11 protein-coding genes and 1 riboswitch are annotated in these 17,795 nt (G+C 71.9%); of the genes, 8 read left to right on the top strand and 3 right to left on the bottom strand.

Going from position 1 to position 17,795, the window contains the following annotated elements; all coding sequences use genetic code 11:
• Nucleotides 1-29 precede the first annotated feature (29 nt).
• From A3IC_RS70000 to A3IC_RS0106080, 5 genes are all read left to right on the top strand, one after another.
• The gene (locus tag A3IC_RS70000; RefSeq protein WP_020549173.1) at nucleotides 30-1,781 is read left to right on the top strand and encodes a serine/threonine-protein kinase; all 1,752 of its coding nucleotides are present in this window, start codon (nucleotides 30-32) and stop codon (nucleotides 1,779-1,781) included.
• Between the two features lie 111 nt (nucleotides 1,782-1,892).
• Complete coding sequence (locus A3IC_RS70660; RefSeq protein ID WP_020549172.1) at nucleotides 1,893-3,575, top strand: protein kinase domain-containing protein; 1,683 nt, start codon at nucleotides 1,893-1,895, stop codon at nucleotides 3,573-3,575.
• 186 nt (nucleotides 3,576-3,761) lie between these two features.
• On the top strand, nucleotides 3,762-5,609 hold the full coding sequence (locus tag A3IC_RS69995; RefSeq protein WP_020549171.1) for a serine/threonine-protein kinase: 1,848 nt from the start codon (nucleotides 3,762-3,764) through the stop codon (nucleotides 5,607-5,609).
• A 193-nt stretch (nucleotides 5,610-5,802) separates the two neighbouring features.
• A complete protein-coding gene (locus A3IC_RS0106085) occupies nucleotides 5,803-7,188 on the top strand; it encodes a dihydrolipoyl dehydrogenase family protein (RefSeq protein ID WP_040876233.1) in 1,386 nt (461 codons plus the stop codon).
• 118 nt (nucleotides 7,189-7,306) lie between these two features.
• The gene (locus A3IC_RS0106080; RefSeq protein ID WP_052173225.1) at nucleotides 7,307-8,890 is read left to right on the top strand and encodes a succinic semialdehyde dehydrogenase; all 1,584 of its coding nucleotides are present in this window, start codon (nucleotides 7,307-7,309) and stop codon (nucleotides 8,888-8,890) included.
• A gap of 725 nt (nucleotides 8,891-9,615) precedes the next feature.
• On the opposite strand, the gene A3IC_RS0106075 is transcribed toward A3IC_RS0106080, so the two are convergent.
• On the bottom strand, nucleotides 9,616-9,900 hold the full coding sequence (locus A3IC_RS0106075; RefSeq protein ID WP_020549168.1) for a chorismate mutase: 285 nt from the start codon (nucleotides 9,898-9,900) through the stop codon (nucleotides 9,616-9,618).
• A gap of 288 nt (nucleotides 9,901-10,188) precedes the next feature.
• Between A3IC_RS0106075 and guaA the strand changes: the two genes are divergently transcribed.
• Nucleotides 10,189-11,778, top strand: coding sequence for a glutamine-hydrolyzing GMP synthase (gene guaA / locus A3IC_RS0106070; protein ID WP_020549167.1), 1,590 nt, complete (start codon nucleotides 10,189-10,191; stop codon nucleotides 11,776-11,778).
• Between the two features lie 329 nt (nucleotides 11,779-12,107).
• Entirely contained in the window at nucleotides 12,108-13,304 is a 1,197-nt protein-coding gene (locus A3IC_RS0106065; RefSeq protein WP_086018407.1) for a hypothetical protein, read from the top strand.
• Nucleotides 13,305-13,384: 80 nt separating this feature from the next.
• Here the strand turns inward: A3IC_RS0106065 and pcrA are convergent, their stop codons facing one another.
• Nucleotides 13,385-15,901 (bottom strand): DNA helicase PcrA, encoded by a 2,517-nt coding sequence (gene pcrA, locus A3IC_RS0106060; protein ID WP_020549165.1) that lies wholly within the window; start codon nucleotides 15,899-15,901, stop codon nucleotides 13,385-13,387.
• 124 nt (nucleotides 15,902-16,025) lie between these two features.
• Here pcrA and A3IC_RS0106055 point away from each other — a divergent pair, with 124 nt between their 5' ends.
• Entirely contained in the window at nucleotides 16,026-16,745 is a 720-nt protein-coding gene (locus A3IC_RS0106055) for a PIG-L deacetylase family protein (protein ID WP_020549164.1), read from the top strand.
• Nucleotides 16,746-16,775: 30 nt separating this feature from the next.
• On the opposite strand, the gene A3IC_RS0106050 is transcribed toward A3IC_RS0106055, so the two are convergent.
• Nucleotides 16,776-17,132: a hypothetical protein gene (locus tag A3IC_RS0106050; RefSeq protein WP_026217937.1), complete on the bottom strand. Its 357-nt coding sequence runs from the start codon at nucleotides 17,130-17,132 to the stop codon at nucleotides 16,776-16,778.
• A gap of 356 nt (nucleotides 17,133-17,488) precedes the next feature.
• Nucleotides 17,489-17,613: riboswitch (cyclic di-AMP (ydaO/yuaA leader) on the top strand.
• Nucleotides 17,614-17,795: the final 182 nt, after the last annotated feature.

Genomic DNA, 17,795 nt, shown 5'->3' with positions numbered 1-17,795 from the left:
CCCGGAATCGATCGTGTCGAGGGGTCGGAATGAGTGAACGTGTGCTCGCCGGGCGATACCTGCTTGTCGAGGTGCTCGGACAGGGCGGCATGGGAGTGGTCTGGCGCGCGCACGACCCGACCATCGGGCGGGACGTGGCGATCAAGGAGCTGCGGCTGCCGACCTATCTGGAACCGGACGAGGTCGAGCGCCGCTCGGCGCGGATGCAGCGCGAGGTACGGGCCGCGGGCCGGGTGCGGCATCCGAACGTGGTCACCGTGTTCGACGTCGTGGTCGAGGACGGGCGCCCGTGGATCGTCATGCAACTGCTGCCCGGCCGGCCGCTCACCGCGCTGATCGCCGAGGGCCCGATGCCGCCGGCCCGGGCCGCGCGGATCGGCGCCCGGATGCTCGCGGGCCTGACCGCCGTGCACCGGGTCGCCATCGAGCACCGCGACGTCAAGCCCGCCAACGTCATGGTCGACGAGGACGACGGCGTGGTGCTGACCGACTTCGGCATCGCCACCCATCCGGATTCGCCGGCGGTCACCGAGACCGGCGCCACGGCGGGCACTCCCGAGTACATGGCGCCCGAACGCGCGATCGGGCAGGCGTCCGGGCCGGCCGCCGACCTGTGGTCGCTGGGCGTGACGCTGTACGAGATGGTCGAGGGGCGTTCGCCGTTTCGCCGGGACAATCCGCTGGCCACGTTGCAGGCGGTCGCGCAGGGGACGTGCCCGCCGCCCGAGCACGGCGGCCCGCTGGGCGAGGTCTTGGTCGGGCTGCTCACCCGGGATCCGGCCGCGCGGATGACGGCGGCGCGGGCCGCACCGCTGCTGGCCGAGGCGGGCGCGGAGCCGGCGCCGAGCCCGCGCCCACACGTCGAACCGACCGACGTGCGCGGGTCGCTGTCCGCGGCGCCGGCATCGCCGGGCGTGGCCGCGCCGCCGCCGCGGCCGACCGCTCCGCCGCCGGCGCCGGCCCCACCGGCGGTACCGTCGGTGCCGGTCGCGTCGCACCCGCCGCCCGCACGGGTCGGGCGCCCGACCCGGCTGTTCGTCGTGCTGGGCACGGTGGTGGCGGTGCTCCTGTCGGCCGCGGGCGTGACGATCGGCGTGCTGATCGGCCGGAACGGGTCGGGCGACCGGTCGGACCACCCGGGTGCGGTCGCCTCGGCGTCGGTGACCAAGTCGGCCGGCCCGGGCGTCGCACAACCGGACACGCCGGCCGGCGCGACACCCGCCATCGGCGCACCGGCAGGCGGCGGACCGGCCACGGCGGCCCCCGCGTCGGTGCCGCCCGCGACGACCGACGCACGGGTGGACACTCCTGTCCCGACGAGCCCACCGGGTGGCTTTCGCCGGATGACCGCGCGCGGCGCGTTCACCGTCCTGGTGCCGGCCGGCTGGTCGGTGCGCGACGCCGCCGGCGAACGGGTCTACTATCGCTCCCCGGACGACCTGTACCGCCTGGGCGTGCGCCCTGACGCGTCCGACGCGAAGGGCGATCCGTGCGGCGAATTGGCCGTACAGGCATCCAAGGGCCTGGGACCGGGCACCTTCATCGGAAACGGAACGGACTACCGCCAGATTCGTCTCGCCTGCACCACGGTGCACGGACTGGTCGCCGGTCTTTGGGAGTTCACCTGGAACGACCGGGGCTCCGTGCGCCGCTCGATCAACATGCGCTTCGTCGAGGATGGCCGGACCTGGGACTTCTGGGTCTCCGGCCCGGACTCCGGGTCGGCGCTGGTGCGTTCGGCGTTCGATACGGCCCGGGAGAGCTTCGCGCCGGGTGGCTGAACGAACCCCCTCGGGCGGAACCTTCGGAGCGCGCCGGACGTCCTACACGTGACGCCAATGACGCGCCGACAAGGCGGATCGGGAGGTGTCCACGGTCTTGGGGAGGACCTCGTGGCACACGACAGCGGCACGCATGGCCGCCTGGTGGATGGGCGCTACCGGCTGGGCGAGCCGCTCGGCCGCGGCGGGATGGGCACGGTCTGGCTCGCCTTCGACGAGCTGCTGCGCCGGGACGTCGCGGTCAAGGAGGTCCGGATACCGGACGACCTGGACGAGATGGAGACCCAGGGGCGCTGCGAGCGCGCACTGCGCGAGGCCCGCGCGGCGGCCCGGATCACCCACCCCAACGTGGTCACCATCTTCGACGTCGCCGAGGACGACGGGCGCCCGTGGATCGTGATGGAGCTGGTCCGCGCCCCCTCGCTCACCGACGTGCTGGACGAGGGCCGGATGGCCCCGCACGAGGCGGCCGAGGTCGGCTTGGCGGTGCTTGCCGCCCTGCGCGCCGCGCGGGCCGCCGACGTGCTGCACCGGGACGTGAAACCCAGCAACATCCTGATGGCGCCCGGCGGTCGGATCGTGCTGACCGACTTCGGCATCGCCACCGTGGCCGGTTCGGTCACGCTCACCGCGACCGGGATGCTGGTCGGCTCGCCCGAATACCTCGCGCCGGAACGGGTGCTCGGTCGTCGGCCCGGCCCCGCCTCGGACCTGTGGTCGCTCGGGGTGACGCTGTATCAGGCGGTGGAGGGATTCTCGCCGTTCCGGCGCACCGGTGCGATGGACACGCTCAGCGCCGTGCTCACCGACGAGCCCGCGCCGCCGCGCCGATCCGACGCGTTGTGGCCGGCGATCGAGGGGCTGCTGCGCAAGGACCCGCTGGAGCGGGTCGACGAGGACGAGACCGAACGACTGCTGATGGCGGCTCTGGTCGGCGGCGGTGCGCCGGCTCCCGAGGAGCCGGGCGTGGACCTGCCGATTCCGCCGGGCACCGCGACGGTGGCGGACCCCGGCGGGGTGCGGGGTGTCACCCACTCGTCCCGGCAGCCGGCGCCGCAGTCGATTCCGCAGACCCCGCAGACCCAGCCGGTGTGGCAGCAGGGGCCGCCGGTGACCCCGGCGCCGCCGTTCGGCGCGGTGAGTCGGGCCGACCCGGAGGGGCCGACCGGCGGCTACCCGATGACCGGGGCGCACGCGTACTCGCCCGCCGACGCGCTGCACGATTCGGCCACCGCCGACGACCGGCCCAACCCGGTACTGATCGGCGCGCCCACCGGCCCCTCGGTGCCGAATGCCGCGGCCAGGAAGCGGCGTCGAACCGTCGTGCTCGGCACCATGGTCGTCGCCGCCGTGACCGCGTTGGCGATCTGGGTGCCATCCGCGCTGGGCAAGCAGGGCGGTGGCGGAGCCGGCTCGGACTCGCCCGACAAGGGCGGCACGTCGCAGGGCGCCTCGGTGGCCCCGAACGGGCCGGGCACCCAGAGCCGCGGCGACGTCCTGCACACCACCGGCACCTCGGGCGGCGCCGGGCAGGTCGACACCGGGACGTCCGGCAACAGCAGCCAGGGCGGTGGTTCGACCCGCACCACGCGGCCGACCCACAGCAGCACGGGAACGGCCCGTCCGTCCACCACGGCCCCGACCACATCGCGGCCGCCGACCACCAGCCGACCGCCGATCACGACTTCGGCTCCGGTGACCACGCGTCCGCCGGTCGACTCGTCCAAGGGCGGCAGCGGTGGCGCGCAGAGCGGCGCACCGCGGGACCAGGGTGGTGCGAGTACGACGAACTGACCCGGTGCGAGCCACGCGCCGACCCGCCCCTCGGCCGACCCGACGGTCGCCGCGGGGCGGGCCGGCGGGCCATCGGCGCACCCGAGGTTTCGATCCGCCCGCCGAACCCGGGGCCGTCGCATCTAATGTGACGGGTTCTAGTCTGGTGATGGCCGGCGGAACAGTCGGTTGACGCGGGGAGGGTAAGTGGCACAGACCGGGGGCACGCGCGGCCGGATCGTCGGCGGGCGCTACCGGTTGGGCACCATGCTCGGCCGAGGCGGCATGGGCACGGTGTGGCGTGCCGTCGACGAAATGCTGCACCGCGACGTCGCGATCAAGGAATTGCGGCTGCCGGACCACCTCGACGACGAGGAGAAGGACCTCGCCCGCGAGCGCACGCTGCGCGAGGCCCGCGCGGCCGCCCGGATCGGCCACCCCAACGTGGTGACCATCCACGACGTGGTCGAGGAGGGCGGCATCCCGTGGATCGTGATGGAACTCGTCGAGGCCCAGTCGCTCGCCGAGATCCTGGAGACCCAGGGCACGCTGACCCCGGCGGACGCCGCCGAACTCGGTCTCAAGGTGCTCGACGCGCTGCTCGCCGCCGACGACAAGGGCGTGGTGCACCGCGACGTCAAACCCGCGAACATCCTGGTCACCGCGCACGGGCGGGTGGTGCTCACCGACTTCGGCATCGCCACCGCGACCGGCACCGCGACGCTCACCACGACCGGCATGCTGGTCGGCTCGCCGGACTTCCTGGCACCCGAGCGCGCCGAGGGCAAACGTCCGTTGCTCTCCGCCGACCTGTGGTCGCTGGCGGTCGTGCTCTACATGGCGGTGGAGGGCCGGAATCCGTTCCGCCGGGGCACGATGATCAGCACGCTGAACGCGATCTTGACCGATCAGGCCGATCCGCCCCGGCACGCGGGCGGGCTCGACGCGGTGATCGCCGGCTGGCTGGTCAAGGACCCGGGCCTGCGGATGGGCGCCGAGGAGGGGGCCCGGATCCTGCGCGAGGTGGCCGACTCGACGCCGTCCCGGCAGTTCGACGCGGTACCGCCGCCGCCCTCGCACAGCCCCGCGGCGCCCGAGCAGCCGACCACGCCGGCCGGCGCGTACGACCCGCACCAGCACGCGCACCCGGGTTCGGACAGCGGCGCGGCCCAGCACCCGGGCGGCAACACGCCGCCCGGCGCGTGGTCGCAGCCGGGGTATTCGCCCGCCGAAGCGGGGACGTCGGCGACCCGCACCGCATCGATGGCCGGTGGGCCGCCGCACCCACCGCAGACTCCGCCGGAGCCGTACCGCCCGGTGCCGGAGCCGCGCCGCGGCGGCACCGGGCGCATCGTCGCGGTCGTGGCGCTCGTGGTCGCGCTGATCGTGGGCGGGGTCGTGGTGGGAATCGTGGTCACCAGGAGCGACGGCAAGGACGACACGGCGACCACGGGCCCGTCCGCGTCGGAAAAGGTCACGACGCCGCCGCCGGGCCGGTCCCCCGAACCCACCGCGTCCACCGGCGCGTCCGCGCTGCCTCCGGCCAAGCCGCCGTCGCAGGGCAACCAGGGCGGCACGACCGCGCCGACCACGCTGCCGGGCTACGTGTGGACCAAGGACTCGGCGGGCTTCAGCCTGTTCGTACCGTCCGGCGCCAGGCGTGAGGTGACCGGGGCGCAGAAGGACCAGGTCGACTACCGCACCGCCGACGGCAAGGTGTTGATCCGGATCGGCATGACCAAGGTCGGCGGGAACCCGCTGGCCAACTTCCGCGCCAACGAGGGGAGCTTCAAGTCCGCCTACCCGACCTACAGGCAGGTCCAACTCAAGGATTACGCCGGATATCGGCCGGGTTGGCAGGCGGCGGTCTGGGAGTTCACCTGGAGCGGCGACCCGCTCGCCACCGGCACCAAGAAGCCGGCGCACGCCATGGACCTGGGCATCGTCACCGACCGGAGCACCGACTACGCGATCTATGTCGCGTCCTACGAGGCCGACTGGTCCACGGCACAAGACGCGTTCCAGAAGGTCGCGGCCTATTTCAAGCAGGACTGAGCCGGCGAGCACGGCTGAACCGCAAGCAGGACCGAGCCTCGGGCGGGAATGGGGCTTTCGACGCTTCGAGCAGGACGTCCACCGGGCGGCCGGCGCAAGCGAACGGCCGCCGACACCGGGCGTGCGGCGCCGACCGCCGAATCGGATCCCGGCGGGGTACCGTGCGAACTACCCGACCCACCCGGAGGTACCCGTGAGCCCGCAGTCCAGCGACCCCATCGACGTCGACGTGATCGTCCTCGGTCTCGGCGTGGGTGGTGAGGCCGTCGCCGGCAACCTGGCCACAGCCGGGCTCGACGTGGTGGGCATCGAGGACGGCCTGGTCGGCGGCGAGTGTCCGTACTGGGGCTGCATCCCGTCCAAGGCGATGGTGCACGCGGCCGGCGAGGTCCGGCACCAGGAGCATCCGGACTGGTCGAAGGTCGCCGCGCGGGTGCGTGAGCTCACCGCCGACTGGGACGACCGGGCGGCCGTGGACCGGCTGGTCGACAAGGGCGTGACGTTCGTTCGGGGCGCCGGCCGGATCACCGACGTGAACGTGGTCGAGGCGACCGACGCCGACGGCACCGTGCGGCACTTCCGGGCCCGGCACGCGATCGTGGTCGGCACCGGCACGAAGGCTTTCATCCCGCCGATCGAGGGCCTGGCGGACACCCCGCTGTGGACCAACCGCGAGGCGATCGAGGCCGACGAGGCGCCGCGCTCGCTCGCGGTGCTCGGCGGCGGCGCGATCGGCCTGGAACTCGCCCAGGTGTTCGCCCGGTTCGGCACGCACGTGACGATCGTGGAGTCCGGCGACCGGGTGCTGGCCGTCGAGGATCCCGAATCCTCGGACCTGGCCGAGTGGGCGCTGGGTGACGACGGCGTGGAGATCCACCTGCGCGCGCGGGCCGAGGCGGTCGCGCACGACGGCAAGACCTTCACCCTCTCGCTGTCCGACGGGCGCTCGATCGAGGCGGAGAAGCTGCTGGTGGCCACCGGCCGCCGGGTGGACCTGGTCGCCATCGGCGCCGAGGCGCTCGGTGTCGACCCGCACGCGCACGCGCTTCCGGTGGACGGGCAACTGCGGGTACGCCCCGGTGGCGAGCCGCCGGCGGTCTGGGCGGTCGGCGACATCACCGGGCAGGGCGCGTTCACCCATGTGGCGATGTACCAGTCGGCCATCGTGACCAAGGCGATCCTGCACAGGACCGGACGCGGTGCGGCCGGTCCCGACGCCGACCACAGCGCGCTGCCGCGGGTGACGTTCGTGGACCCGGAGATCGGCGCGGTTGGCCTGACGGAGCATCAGGCCCGGGCCGCCGGCCTCACCGTGCGGATCGGCATCGCCGATCTGGCCGCCTCCTCGCGCGGGCACATCACCGGTGCGCGGGGTTTCGTGAAGGTGATCGAGGACGTCGACCGGGGTGTGCTCGTCGGCGCGACCGCCGCGGGTCCGGCCGGCGGCGAGATCCTGGGCGCGCTCGTGGTGGCCGTCCGCGCGGCGGTGCCGGTGGCCACGCTGCGGGACATGATGTACGCGTATCCGACCTACCACCGCACGATCGAATCGGCGCTGGCGGACCTCGACACGGACTGAGCACGGCGGGGGCGGGCGTGGGCTTCCGGCCGCTCGTCCCGGGCGGGAGCGCGGATTGTGGCCCCGACGCGACGGGCGGTCCTTGTTACCGCCAAGTAGTGCTGTCTACGCTGGTGCCATGACGGACATCGCAGCGCCCGCCCCCGCAGCAGCATCCATCGTCGTGTCGAGCCTGCCTGCCGAGCGGCTCGTCCGGCGCGTGGTGACCGGACCCGTGCCGACCATGGTGACCACCCGGAGTCCGTTCGACGGGTCGCCGGTCGCCGAGCTCCCCGAGTCCACGCCGGAGAACGTGACCTCCGCGTTCGCCCGCGCCCGGCTCGCGCAGACCGCGTGGGCCAAACGTTCGGTGCGCGAGCGGACGGCGGTGTTCCTGCGCTTCCACGACAAGGTCCTGGAGCGTCAGTCGGAGATCCTGGACATCATCCAGACCGAGACCGGCAAGGCGCGCAAGCACGCGTTCGAGGAGGTCCTGGACGTCGCGCTGTGCTCGCGGCACTACGGCCGGCGGGCCGCGGGCTACCTGCGCGAGCGCCGTCGGGCCGGTGCGCTGCCGGTGCTGACGAAGGCGATCGAGGTACGGCACCCCAAGGGCGTGGTCGGCCTGGTCTCGCCGTGGAACTATCCGCTGGCGCTGTCCATCGGCGACGCGATTCCGGCCTTCATCGCGGGCAACGCGGTGGTGATGAAGCCGGACACGCAGACCGCGCTCACCGCGCTGTGGGCGCAGGACGTGCTGATCGAATGCGGCCTGCCCGAGGACCTGTGGCAGATCGTGCTCGGCGACGGCCCGGTGGTCGGCACCGCCGTGGTCGAAGGCGCGGACTACGTCGGCTTCACCGGCTCCACTCGCACCGGCCGCGAGGTGGCCCAACGGGCCGCCGCGCGCCTGGTCGGCGCGTCGCTGGAACTGGGTGGCAAGAACGCGATGATCGTGCTGGCGGACGCGGACCTGGACCGGGCCGCGGAGGGCGCGGTGCGCGCGTGCTTCTCCTCGGCCGGCCAACTGTGCGTCTCGATCGAGCGGATGTACGTGCACGCCGACGTCCACGACGCGTTCCTGGACCGCTTTCTGGCCCGGATCCAGACGATGAAGCTCGCGGCCGGTTACGCGTGGGACACCGACATGGGCTCGCTGGTCTCGCGCCGCCAGTTGGACGCGGTCACGCGCCATGTGGACGAGGCCCGGGCGGCGGGCGCGCGGGTGCTGATCGGCGGCACCGCGCGACCGGACCTGGGGCCGCTGTTCTACGAGCCGACGGTGCTCGCGGACGTCACGCCCGAGATGGCGGTGTGCGCGGAGGAGACGTTCGGCCCGGTGGTGTCGGTGTACCGGTTCACCGAGGAGGAAGAGGTCGTCACCCGGGCGAACGAGACCGCGTACGGGCTGAACGCGAGCGTATGGACGCGGAATACCCGGCACGGCGGCGCGCTCGCACGGCGGCTGCGGGCGGGCACGGTGAACGTCAACGAGGGCTACGCGGCGGCCTACGGGAGCGCGGGTGCGCCGATGGGTGGCATGGGCGACTCCGGGCTCGGCCGGCGGCACGGTGCCGAGGGCATCATGAAGTTCACCGAGGCCCAGACCGTGGCGACCCAGCGACTGCTGCCGATCGCGGCCCCCTTCGGGATGAGCGACGAACAGTGGGCCCGATCGCTGACCCTGTCCCTGCGGGTGATGAAGACCCTCCGCGTGCGGTGACGCTCCGCCGAGGTGGGTGGGGCCCACGGGGCCTGCCCGCTTCGGGGCGTGGGCCGGGGTGGGCGCTGCGTCGGTCGCGGGTGGTTCTCGGTGAGGGCTGCTCCCCGACCCGCGCTCGGGGCCGGTTGTCGCGAGGCTCCGCACGGGCACGGGCACGGGCGCGGGCACGGGCGCGTGAAGGCGCGCGGCGCGGTGCGCGAAGGCGCGGGGTGTGGCTCGCGGGGCGTGTGGGCGCGCAAGGGTGAATTCCCGGTGGTGGGTGGGGCCGGAGTGAGCGACGCCAAGTCGGGACAAAATGACATCTATCAACCGGTTAATGATCATCATTTGCGCTAACCGGACGTCTCCGGCCCGGGGGTGCGGTTCCGTGGAGCCACCGATGTGGGCCGGGAATCCCGCTATTCTTGGCGCTGCCGACGGCAATGGCGTGAAAGATCCGCTTTGCGGTGAATGCTTTGCGGTGAATGAGGCACGTCGGAGTTCGGTGCGTTCGGGGCGGTCCCTGGACCGGCCCAAGGCGCGGCGGCCGGTGTCGAGCGTCCTCGACACCGGCCGCCGGCGGGGTTGTGACCGGTTGCTGTCCCCTGCGTCCCGGTCACGACACCAACGCGAGGTCCCACGGCGCACTGATTGAGCGCGCCTCATCGCGTCGGCGGCCTTGCGTTGCCCGGCCCACGCATCAAGCGGGCCGGCCATCAGTCACAACGACGGCCGGCGCGGTGAGGTTACGCCTGCGGGCGGACCCGACCGCGGCACAGTTCGAGAAGTGTCAGCGCGACGGTCGTACCCGGCTTGCCCAACCCCTCGCGGTAGCGGGCGATGACCTCCATCTCGCGGGCCAACTGCACGCGCGCGCCGCCGGACGCGACGCGGACCCGCTGAATCTCCGCGGAGGTGTCCACCCGCTCGGTGATCAGCGCGATGATCCGTCGGTCGAGATCGTCGATGCGGGCTCGGCCGGCGCCGATCACGTCGGCGGGGGACTGCGGGTCGGTGGTGGTGTCTTCCATCGATGGCCTGCTCTCCGGAGGGGGTCCCTGCTCCGGGGCGTCGGTGGAAAACGCAAGACGCCCCGGGTTCCGGACCCGGGGCGTCTTCGTCTGCCTTGGCGGTACTCGTTCAGGCGATGACGGCGGCGCCGAGGATCCCGGTGCCATAGCTGAAGCTGCGCGTCACGTCGAACGAGGACATGGCGCAAGTATGCCGGGCCCGCCGGCGCGGATACCAGCCGGGGTCACCCGCGCGACGCCGGTAGAATCGGCATCCACCCCTTTTTTCGCTTCGCCGGAAGGCCCCTCGTGACCTTTGCCAGCCCGGACGGGGGCGGCACCGAGACCGTCCTCGTCGTCGACTTCGGTGCCCAGTACGCCCAGCTCATCGCTCGCCGGGTGCGCGAGGCACGCGTGTACAGCGAGATCGTGCCGCACAGCATGCCCGTCGCGGAGATGCTCGCGAAGCGGCCGGCCGCGATAATCCTGTCCGGCGGCCCCTCGTCGGTGTACGCGGACGAGGCGCCCAGCATCGATCCGGCGCTGTTCGAGGCCGGCGTCCCGGTGCTCGGCATCTGCTACGGCTTCCAGGCCATGGCGCAGACTCTGGGCGGCGTGGTCGAGAAGACCGGTCTCGCCGAGTTCGGCGCGACGCCGTTGACCGTGACCGGCACGGCGAGCACCCTGTTCGACGGGCTGCCCGCCGAGTTGTCGGTGTGGATGTCGCACGGCGACTCGGTCTCCGGTGCGCCGGCCGGCTTCGGGGTCACCGCGACCAGCGCGGGTGCGCCGGTCGCCGCGATCGAGAACGACCAGGCGCGGCTGTACGGCGTGCAGTACCACCCCGAGGTGATGCACAGCGAGCACGGCCAGGCCATCCTGGAGCGCTTCCTGAAGGTGGGCGCGGGACTCGCGGCGAACTGGACGATGGTCAACATCGTCGAGGAGCAGATCGAGCTGATCCGCGAGCAGGTCGGCGACAAGCACGTGATCTGTGGCCTGTCCGGCGGGGTCGACTCCGCGGTCGCCGCGGCGCTGGTGCAGCGCGCGGTCGGCGACAAGCTCACGTGTGTGTTCGTGGACCACGGTCTGCTGCGCAAGGACGAGCCCGAGCAGGTCGAGCGCGACTACGTCGCGGCCACCGGCGTCTCGCTCAAGGTGGTGAACGCGCAGGAGCGGTTCCTGACCGCGCTCGCCGGGGTCACCGACCCCGAGGAGAAGCGGAAGATCATCGGGCGCGAGTTCATCCGCGTGTTCGAGCAGGCCGCGGCCGAGGTGGTCGCCGAGGCCGGCGCGCACGGCGAGGAGGTCGAGTTCCTGGTCCAGGGCACGCTGTACCCGGACGTGGTCGAGTCCGGCGGCGGCACCGGCACCGCGAACATCAAGTCGCACCACAATGTCGGCGGGCTGCCCGAGGACCTCCAGTTCAAGCTGATCGAGCCGCTGCGCAAGCTGTTCAAGGATGAGGTGCGCGCGGTCGGCGAGCAGCTGGGCCTGCCGTCCGAGATCGTCTGGCGCCAGCCGTTCCCGGGCCCGGGCCTGGGCATCCGGATCATCGGCGAGGTCACCGCCGACCGGCTGGAGATCCTGCGCGAGGCGGACGCGATCGCCCGTGAGGAGCTGTCCCGGGCGGGCATGGATCGGGAGATCTGGCAGTGCCCGGTCGTGCTGCTCGCGGACGTGCGCTCGGTGGGCGTACAGGGCGACGGCCGCACCTACGGCCACCCGATCGTGTTGCGCCCGGTGTCCTCGGAGGACGCCATGACGGCCGACTGGTCGCGCCTGCCCTACGACCTGCTGGCCCGGATCTCCAACCGGATCACCAACGAGGTCCGGGAGATCAACCGGGTCACGCTGGACGTCACCAGCAAGCCCCCGGGCACCATCGAGTGGGAGTAGTCCCCGGGAGCAGTCCCCGGGAGTAGTCCCCACCGGTCGACCGCACGTGTTCGCCGCCGGCCCCCGTCCCGTCCCGGGCGGGGGCCGGCGGCGTTCGCGGGGTTCGTCGAGACCCGGCCGAGGGGCCGGCGGGTCGCCTTGTGGGGCACCGGGGTTGACGCCGCATCAGGTGTTCGGTCGACAAACCGTCCGGTCCCTCGACCGGGCCCATGCGACCCCCTCGGATGCGGCACAATGTGCCGCTGAACGAGCACGTTCGTATGTGGTGGTGGGGAGGGCGTGGCGAAGTGGCGCACGGTGTCGGTGTGCACGGACCGGACTGTCATTGCGTGGTCCGGGAGGAATACCGCAGGACCGTCGCCGATTTCGAGACGCTCAGGCGGGCACTGGCCCACAAGGAGGGCGTTCCCTCGGCCGTCGCCCACTCCGATGGCGGCGCACGCCAGTGGATCTCCGACGAACTGCGCGGCAGAGCGCAGGAGTTGGCGGCCATGCGGCGGGCCCAGGGGCGCGCCTGGCTGCAGGTGCTCGGTGGGCGCGCGCTGATCGTGTTGTGGCTCCTGGTCGCCGTGCTCGTCCTGGTTCAGGCCCTCACCGCGATCGGCGCCGGTTGGACCGGCTCGCGCACCGCCGGGATCGTGGCCGCCGTGGTGGTCGCCGGAGCGCTCAGCGTGGTCGGCTGGGCCGCCCGGGCGAGTGGTGGCGTGTTCGCGCCCGTACGCGGGCTGGACGGCCGTCTGTCCACCTCCAAGGCGGTCGCCGCGCTGTGGATGGTGGCGCTGATGTACTGCTTCGCCTTCCTGGGCATGCGGCTCGCCTCCGCCTCCGGGGACGGCGAGCGGGACCGGCTGCTGGAGCGGCTCGGCAACGTCGCGCTGGACCAGATCACCCTGGTGGCCGCGCCGCTGCTGGCCGCGGTCGCGGTCCGGCGCATCGTCGGCGACAAGGTCGGCCGGCGGGTGTTGCAGAAGCTGCGCGCCGACCAGGCCTCGCTGCGCGACCTGGTCACCGACGACGCCGGCCGGGCCTCCTTCGTGGACGCGCAGTACGTCCTGGTCAACCTGGTCGCGGTGGGCTTCGTGGTGGTCGGCCTGGCCCGCGACCCGGATCGGCTCCCGGACATCCCGGCCACGTTGGTCGCGCTCGCCGTGGTCTCGGTGATCACCTACCTCGCGGGCAAGCTGGCCGAGAACGACCGCCCGGTGATCCTGTCCGTGGTCCGCGTGCGCACCCGCGGCGACCTGGACTCCGCCGTCCGCCAGGGCGACGACATCGAGGTGCGCGGGATCAACCTCGCCGCGGGCGGCTCGCACGAGGCGGACCTGCTCGCACGCGTGGTGGTCAAGTTCGGCGCGGTACACGTGCACGCCCCGCTGATCCCGGCCGACACCGGCTTCGCCAACCCCTCCGACGCGTGTGTGGTCGTCCCGGTCCCGGTCGACGTCGAGCCCGGCCGGGTGGAGCTGTGCGTGGTCTCGGCGTCCGGCGTGGAGTCGGCGCCGTACGAGATTCAGATCGCCGGCTAGGTTCCCTCCGACCGGATACGCGGGTGGGGCCGGGCCGATTCACTCGGCCCGGTCCCACCCGCGTATCGACGGGTCCTGCGCTACAGCTTCTGCACCGGTGCGTAGCGCAGCAGCAGGGTCTTCTCGCCGCCGGCGCCGAAGTCGATGGTGGCCTTGGCCTTGTCGCCGGTCTCGGCCGTGGAGACCACCGTGCCCAGGCCGAACTTGTCGTGGGTGACCCGGTCACCCGGAGACAGCGCGACGATCGGCCGTTCCTTGATCTGCGCGCCCTTGCCGAAGCCGCCGCGCGAGCCGACGGTCGACTTGGTCGCGGACAGCGCCTTGGCCGCCGACGGGGACGTGCCGCGCCAGTCGACCAGCTTCTCGGGCAACTCGCCCAGGAAGCGCGACGGCGGGTTGTACGACGGCGCGCCCCACGCGCTGCGCATCTTCGCGAGTGTGACGTAGAGCCGCTCGCGGGCCCGGGTGATGCCGACGTAGGTCAGCCGGCGCTCCTCCTCCAGCTCCTTCGCGTCGCCCAGCGAGCGCATGTGCGGGAAGACGCCGTCCTCTAGGCCGGTCAGGAACACCGTGGGGAACTCCAGGCCCTTGGCGGTGTGCAGGGTCATCAACGTGACCACACCGCCGTCGTCGCCATCGGTGGGGATCTGGTCGGAGTCCGCGACCAGGGAGACCCGCTCCAGGAAGTCGGCCAGCGTGCCGCCGCCGCCCTCCTGGGCCTGGGCCTGCTCGAACTCCAGCGCGACCGCCGCGAGTTCTTGAAGGTTCTCGATCCGGGTCTCGTCCTGCGGGTCACTCGACGCCTGCAACTCGGCCAGGTAGCCGGTCTGTTCCAGGATCGCCTCCAGCACCGTGGCCGGACCCGCGCCGCCGTCCACGACCGCGGTCAGGTCGTCCAGCAGTTGCACGAAGCCCTTGACCGCGTTGGCGGACCGCTTGGCCAGACCCGGCGCGTCCTCCGCGCGGCGCAGCGCCTGGGCGAACGGGACCCGGTCGCGGGCGGCGAGCACGTCCAGGCACGCCTCGGCCCGGTCGCCGATGCCGCGCTTGGGCACGTTCAGGATCCGGCGCAGCGAGACCGTGTCGTCCGGGTTGGCCAGCAGCCGCAGGTAGGCGAGCACGTCGCGGACCTCGCGGCGCTCGTAGAAGCGCACGCCGCCGACGACCTTGTACGGCAGCCCGACCCGGATGAAGACTTCCTCGAACACCCGGGACTGGGCGTTGGTCCGGTAGAACACCGCGACCTGTCCCGGCTTGGTCTTGCCGGCGTCGGTGAGCCGGTCCACCTCGTCCGCGACGAACTGGGCCTCGTCGTGCTCGTCGTCCGCGACGTAGCCGACGATCGGGGTGCCCGCGCCGGCGTCCGTCCACAGGTTCTTCGCGCGCCGGTTGCTGTTGCGCTCGATCACCGCGTTGGCCGCGCTCAGGATGGTCTGCGTGGAGCGGTAGTTCTGTTCCAGCAGGATGGTCTTGGCGTTCGGATAGTCGGCCTCGAAGTCGAGGATGTTGCGGATGGTCGCGCCGCGGAACGCGTAGATCGACTGGTCCGCGTCACCCACCACGCACAGCTCGGCCGGTTCGATCTCGGCGAGACCGGCCTCGGCCGGGTCGACCAGGTCGCCGTCGATCGTGCGCCGGGGACCACTGCCCGCCGCGCCGCCGACCAGCTCGCGTACCAGCATGTACTGCGCGTGATTGGTGTCCTGGTACTCGTCGACCAGCACATGCCGAAAGCGCCGCCGGTAGTGCTCCGCGACATCCGGGAACGCCTGGAGCAGGTGCACCGTGGTCATGATCAGGTCGTCGAAGTCCAGCGCGTTGGCCTGGCGCAGCCGCTCCTGGTACATCGTGTACGCCTGGGCCAGTATCCGCTCGGTCTCGTTGATCGCCTTGGCGGCGAAGTCCTCGTGATCGATCAGCTCGTTCTTGAGGTTGGACACCTGCGCGTTGAACTTGCGCGGCGGGAACTTCTTCGGGTCCAGGTCCAGGTCGCGGCAGACCATCGCCATCAGCCGCTGCTGGTCGGCCGAGTCGTAGATCGAGAACGACGAGCTCATGCCGAGCTTCTTGTACTGCTGCCGCAGGATGCGTACGCACGCCGAGTGGAACGTGGACACCCACATGGCCTTGGTGCGCGGCCCGACCAGCGCCTCGACCCGCTCGCGCATCTCGGCGGCGGCCTTGTTGGTGAAGGTGATCGCCAGGATCTCGCCGGGATGCGCACCGCGGGCGGCGAGCAGGTGGGCGATGCGGTGGGTGAGCACGCGGGTCTTGCCGGAGCCCGCGCCGGCCACGATGAGCAGCGGGGACCCTTCGTGCACGACCGCGGCGCGTTGTTGTGGGTTCATCCCGTCGAGCAGCCGCGCCGGATCCACGACCGGGCGCGGGGCGCCGTTGCGGTAGTAGGCGTCGCGCGGCTCGGCCGGCGGCGCGTACTGCCCTTCGTACAGGTCGTCCGGATAGTCCTCCGGCAGGCCGTATACGTGGTTGTCGTCCGGCTCGGGCGGCAGCGGGATGTCGTCCGCGGGGCTCGTGGGGGACTTCTTGGCCGCGGTCTCGAAACCGGGCAGGGGGATGTCGTCGAAGAGGCTGCTCATCGTTCCCCGAGTCTAGGTGGGTAACAAGCGAGTCGTGCTCGGCCCTTTGTACAGAGCGGAGATCATTGCGCCGGCGACGGGTTTTCCCGCCGTCGTCGGATCGATCGGATCAAGGGAGTACATCGTGCTGGACGATCGCGACGTGGAGCGGGTCCTGGTGCTGGCCGCGCATCCGGACGACATCGACTACGGGGCGGCGGGAACGGTGGCGACCTGGACCGAGGCCGGCATCGAGGTGAGCTACTGCCTGGTCACCGACGGGGACGCGGGAGGTTTCGACCCGGCGGTGCCGCGATCCGAGATCGGCGGGATCCGCCGGGCCGAGCAGAGCGCGGCGGCGGCGCATGTGGGGGTGCGGCAGCTGTATTGGCTCGGTTACCCGGACGGACGGTTGGCCGCGACCTTCGAGCTGCGGCGCGACATCACCCGGGTGATCCGGCAGGTGCGACCGCAGCGCATGGTGATCCCGAGCCCGGAGCGGGACTGGGCCCGGCTCGCGCCCAGTCATCCGGATCATCTGGAGGCGGGCGAGGCGGCGATGCGGGCGATCTATCCGGACGCCCGGAATCCGTTCGCGCATCCGGAACTGCGGGACGTGGAGGGGCTGAAGGAGTGGACCGTGTCCGAGACGTGGTTGTCGCCGACGGGGGCGCCGGACCACGCGGTCGAGGTGAGCGCGGTGTTCGAGCGCAAGATGGCGGCGTTGTTGTCGCACGCGAGTCAGACGGGTCATCTGTCCGGGCTGCGCGAGGAGGTCTCGGCGATGCTCGCCCGCAACGCCGAGCGGTTCGGCCTGGGCGCGGGGCTGATGGCCGAGGTGTTCCGGGTGGTCGACACCCGCTAGCGCGGCGGGTTCACGGGGCTCGGTGGGATCTCAGGTCCACATGACCGCGATGGCGATGTTCGCCACGGTCAGCAGGCCGATCGCGCCGAGCACCTTCGAGGACACCCGGTCCGCGGCGCGGTTTCCCCAGACCAGCAGCAGGATCACCAACAGGATCACCAGCTTGGTGCCGATCTTGGCGTTGTCCACGTCCTTGTCCAGACCCGCCTGGACCACGCCGACCAGGGCCAGGCCGGTGACCAGCATGGTCAGCGCGCCGTGCGTCATCGCGGGCACGATCCGCCCGTCGCCGGTGCGCAGCGCGGACATCTGGGTGAGGAAGCCGCCGAGCAGGGACGCGATGCCCACGATGTGCAGGACCAGCAGGATCTGCCGCAGAACGTCCACGTCGTACAACTCCTCGTCGACCGTCGCGCGGCACCGGGAAGCCGCTGTCGTTGCCGGCCGCAGCTTAGCCGGCACCCGGGCGGCAGCCGCCGGTGGGTCATAGGCGAGCAATATTCGCCAAACTTCTCAAGATCGACTTTCGGTACGCGGAGTGCTTTTCCCGCGATAAGCAGGTGAAAGGAAACGGTGACATTGGTAAAGTTTCGGTAATGTGGAGGCCGATGGGGATGGTCTTGACACGCCTGTGACTAGTGTTCTCCGACAGGCGATCGGCTCGAGGTCGGCCACCCGGTCGACACGATCGCCTCCGCCGAATTCGGGGACGAGTTTCGGTGACGGTGGGTAACCGCGGTCATCGCGACGAGAAGCCGGAACCGGGGACCCTTGCAGTCCCTGGGGTGAATCGGTGCTTCGGCACCGTAGGGCGCCTTCTTCCGCCCGAACCCGTCAGCTAACCCGGTAGGCGGCCGAGGAAGGAGACCCGCCACCAGTGGCGTCCCAACGTCGACCCGGGCAGCACCGCAAGCCCAAGCCGCGCACCGCCGTGCGTACCGCAGCGACCGTGGTCACGGCCGCCGCGACGATGACCGGCGTGATGACCTTTGCCGGCACCGCGAGCGCGGATCCCGCGCAGTCGTTCCAGCAGACCAAGGAACGCGTCAA

The sequence above is a fragment of the Embleya scabrispora DSM 41855 genome (assembly GCF_000372745.1).
In the GTDB taxonomy this organism is placed as follows: Bacteria; Actinomycetota; Actinomycetes; order Streptomycetales; family Streptomycetaceae; genus Embleya; species Embleya scabrispora.
This window is presented reverse-complemented; position numbering and strand designations above follow the sequence as displayed.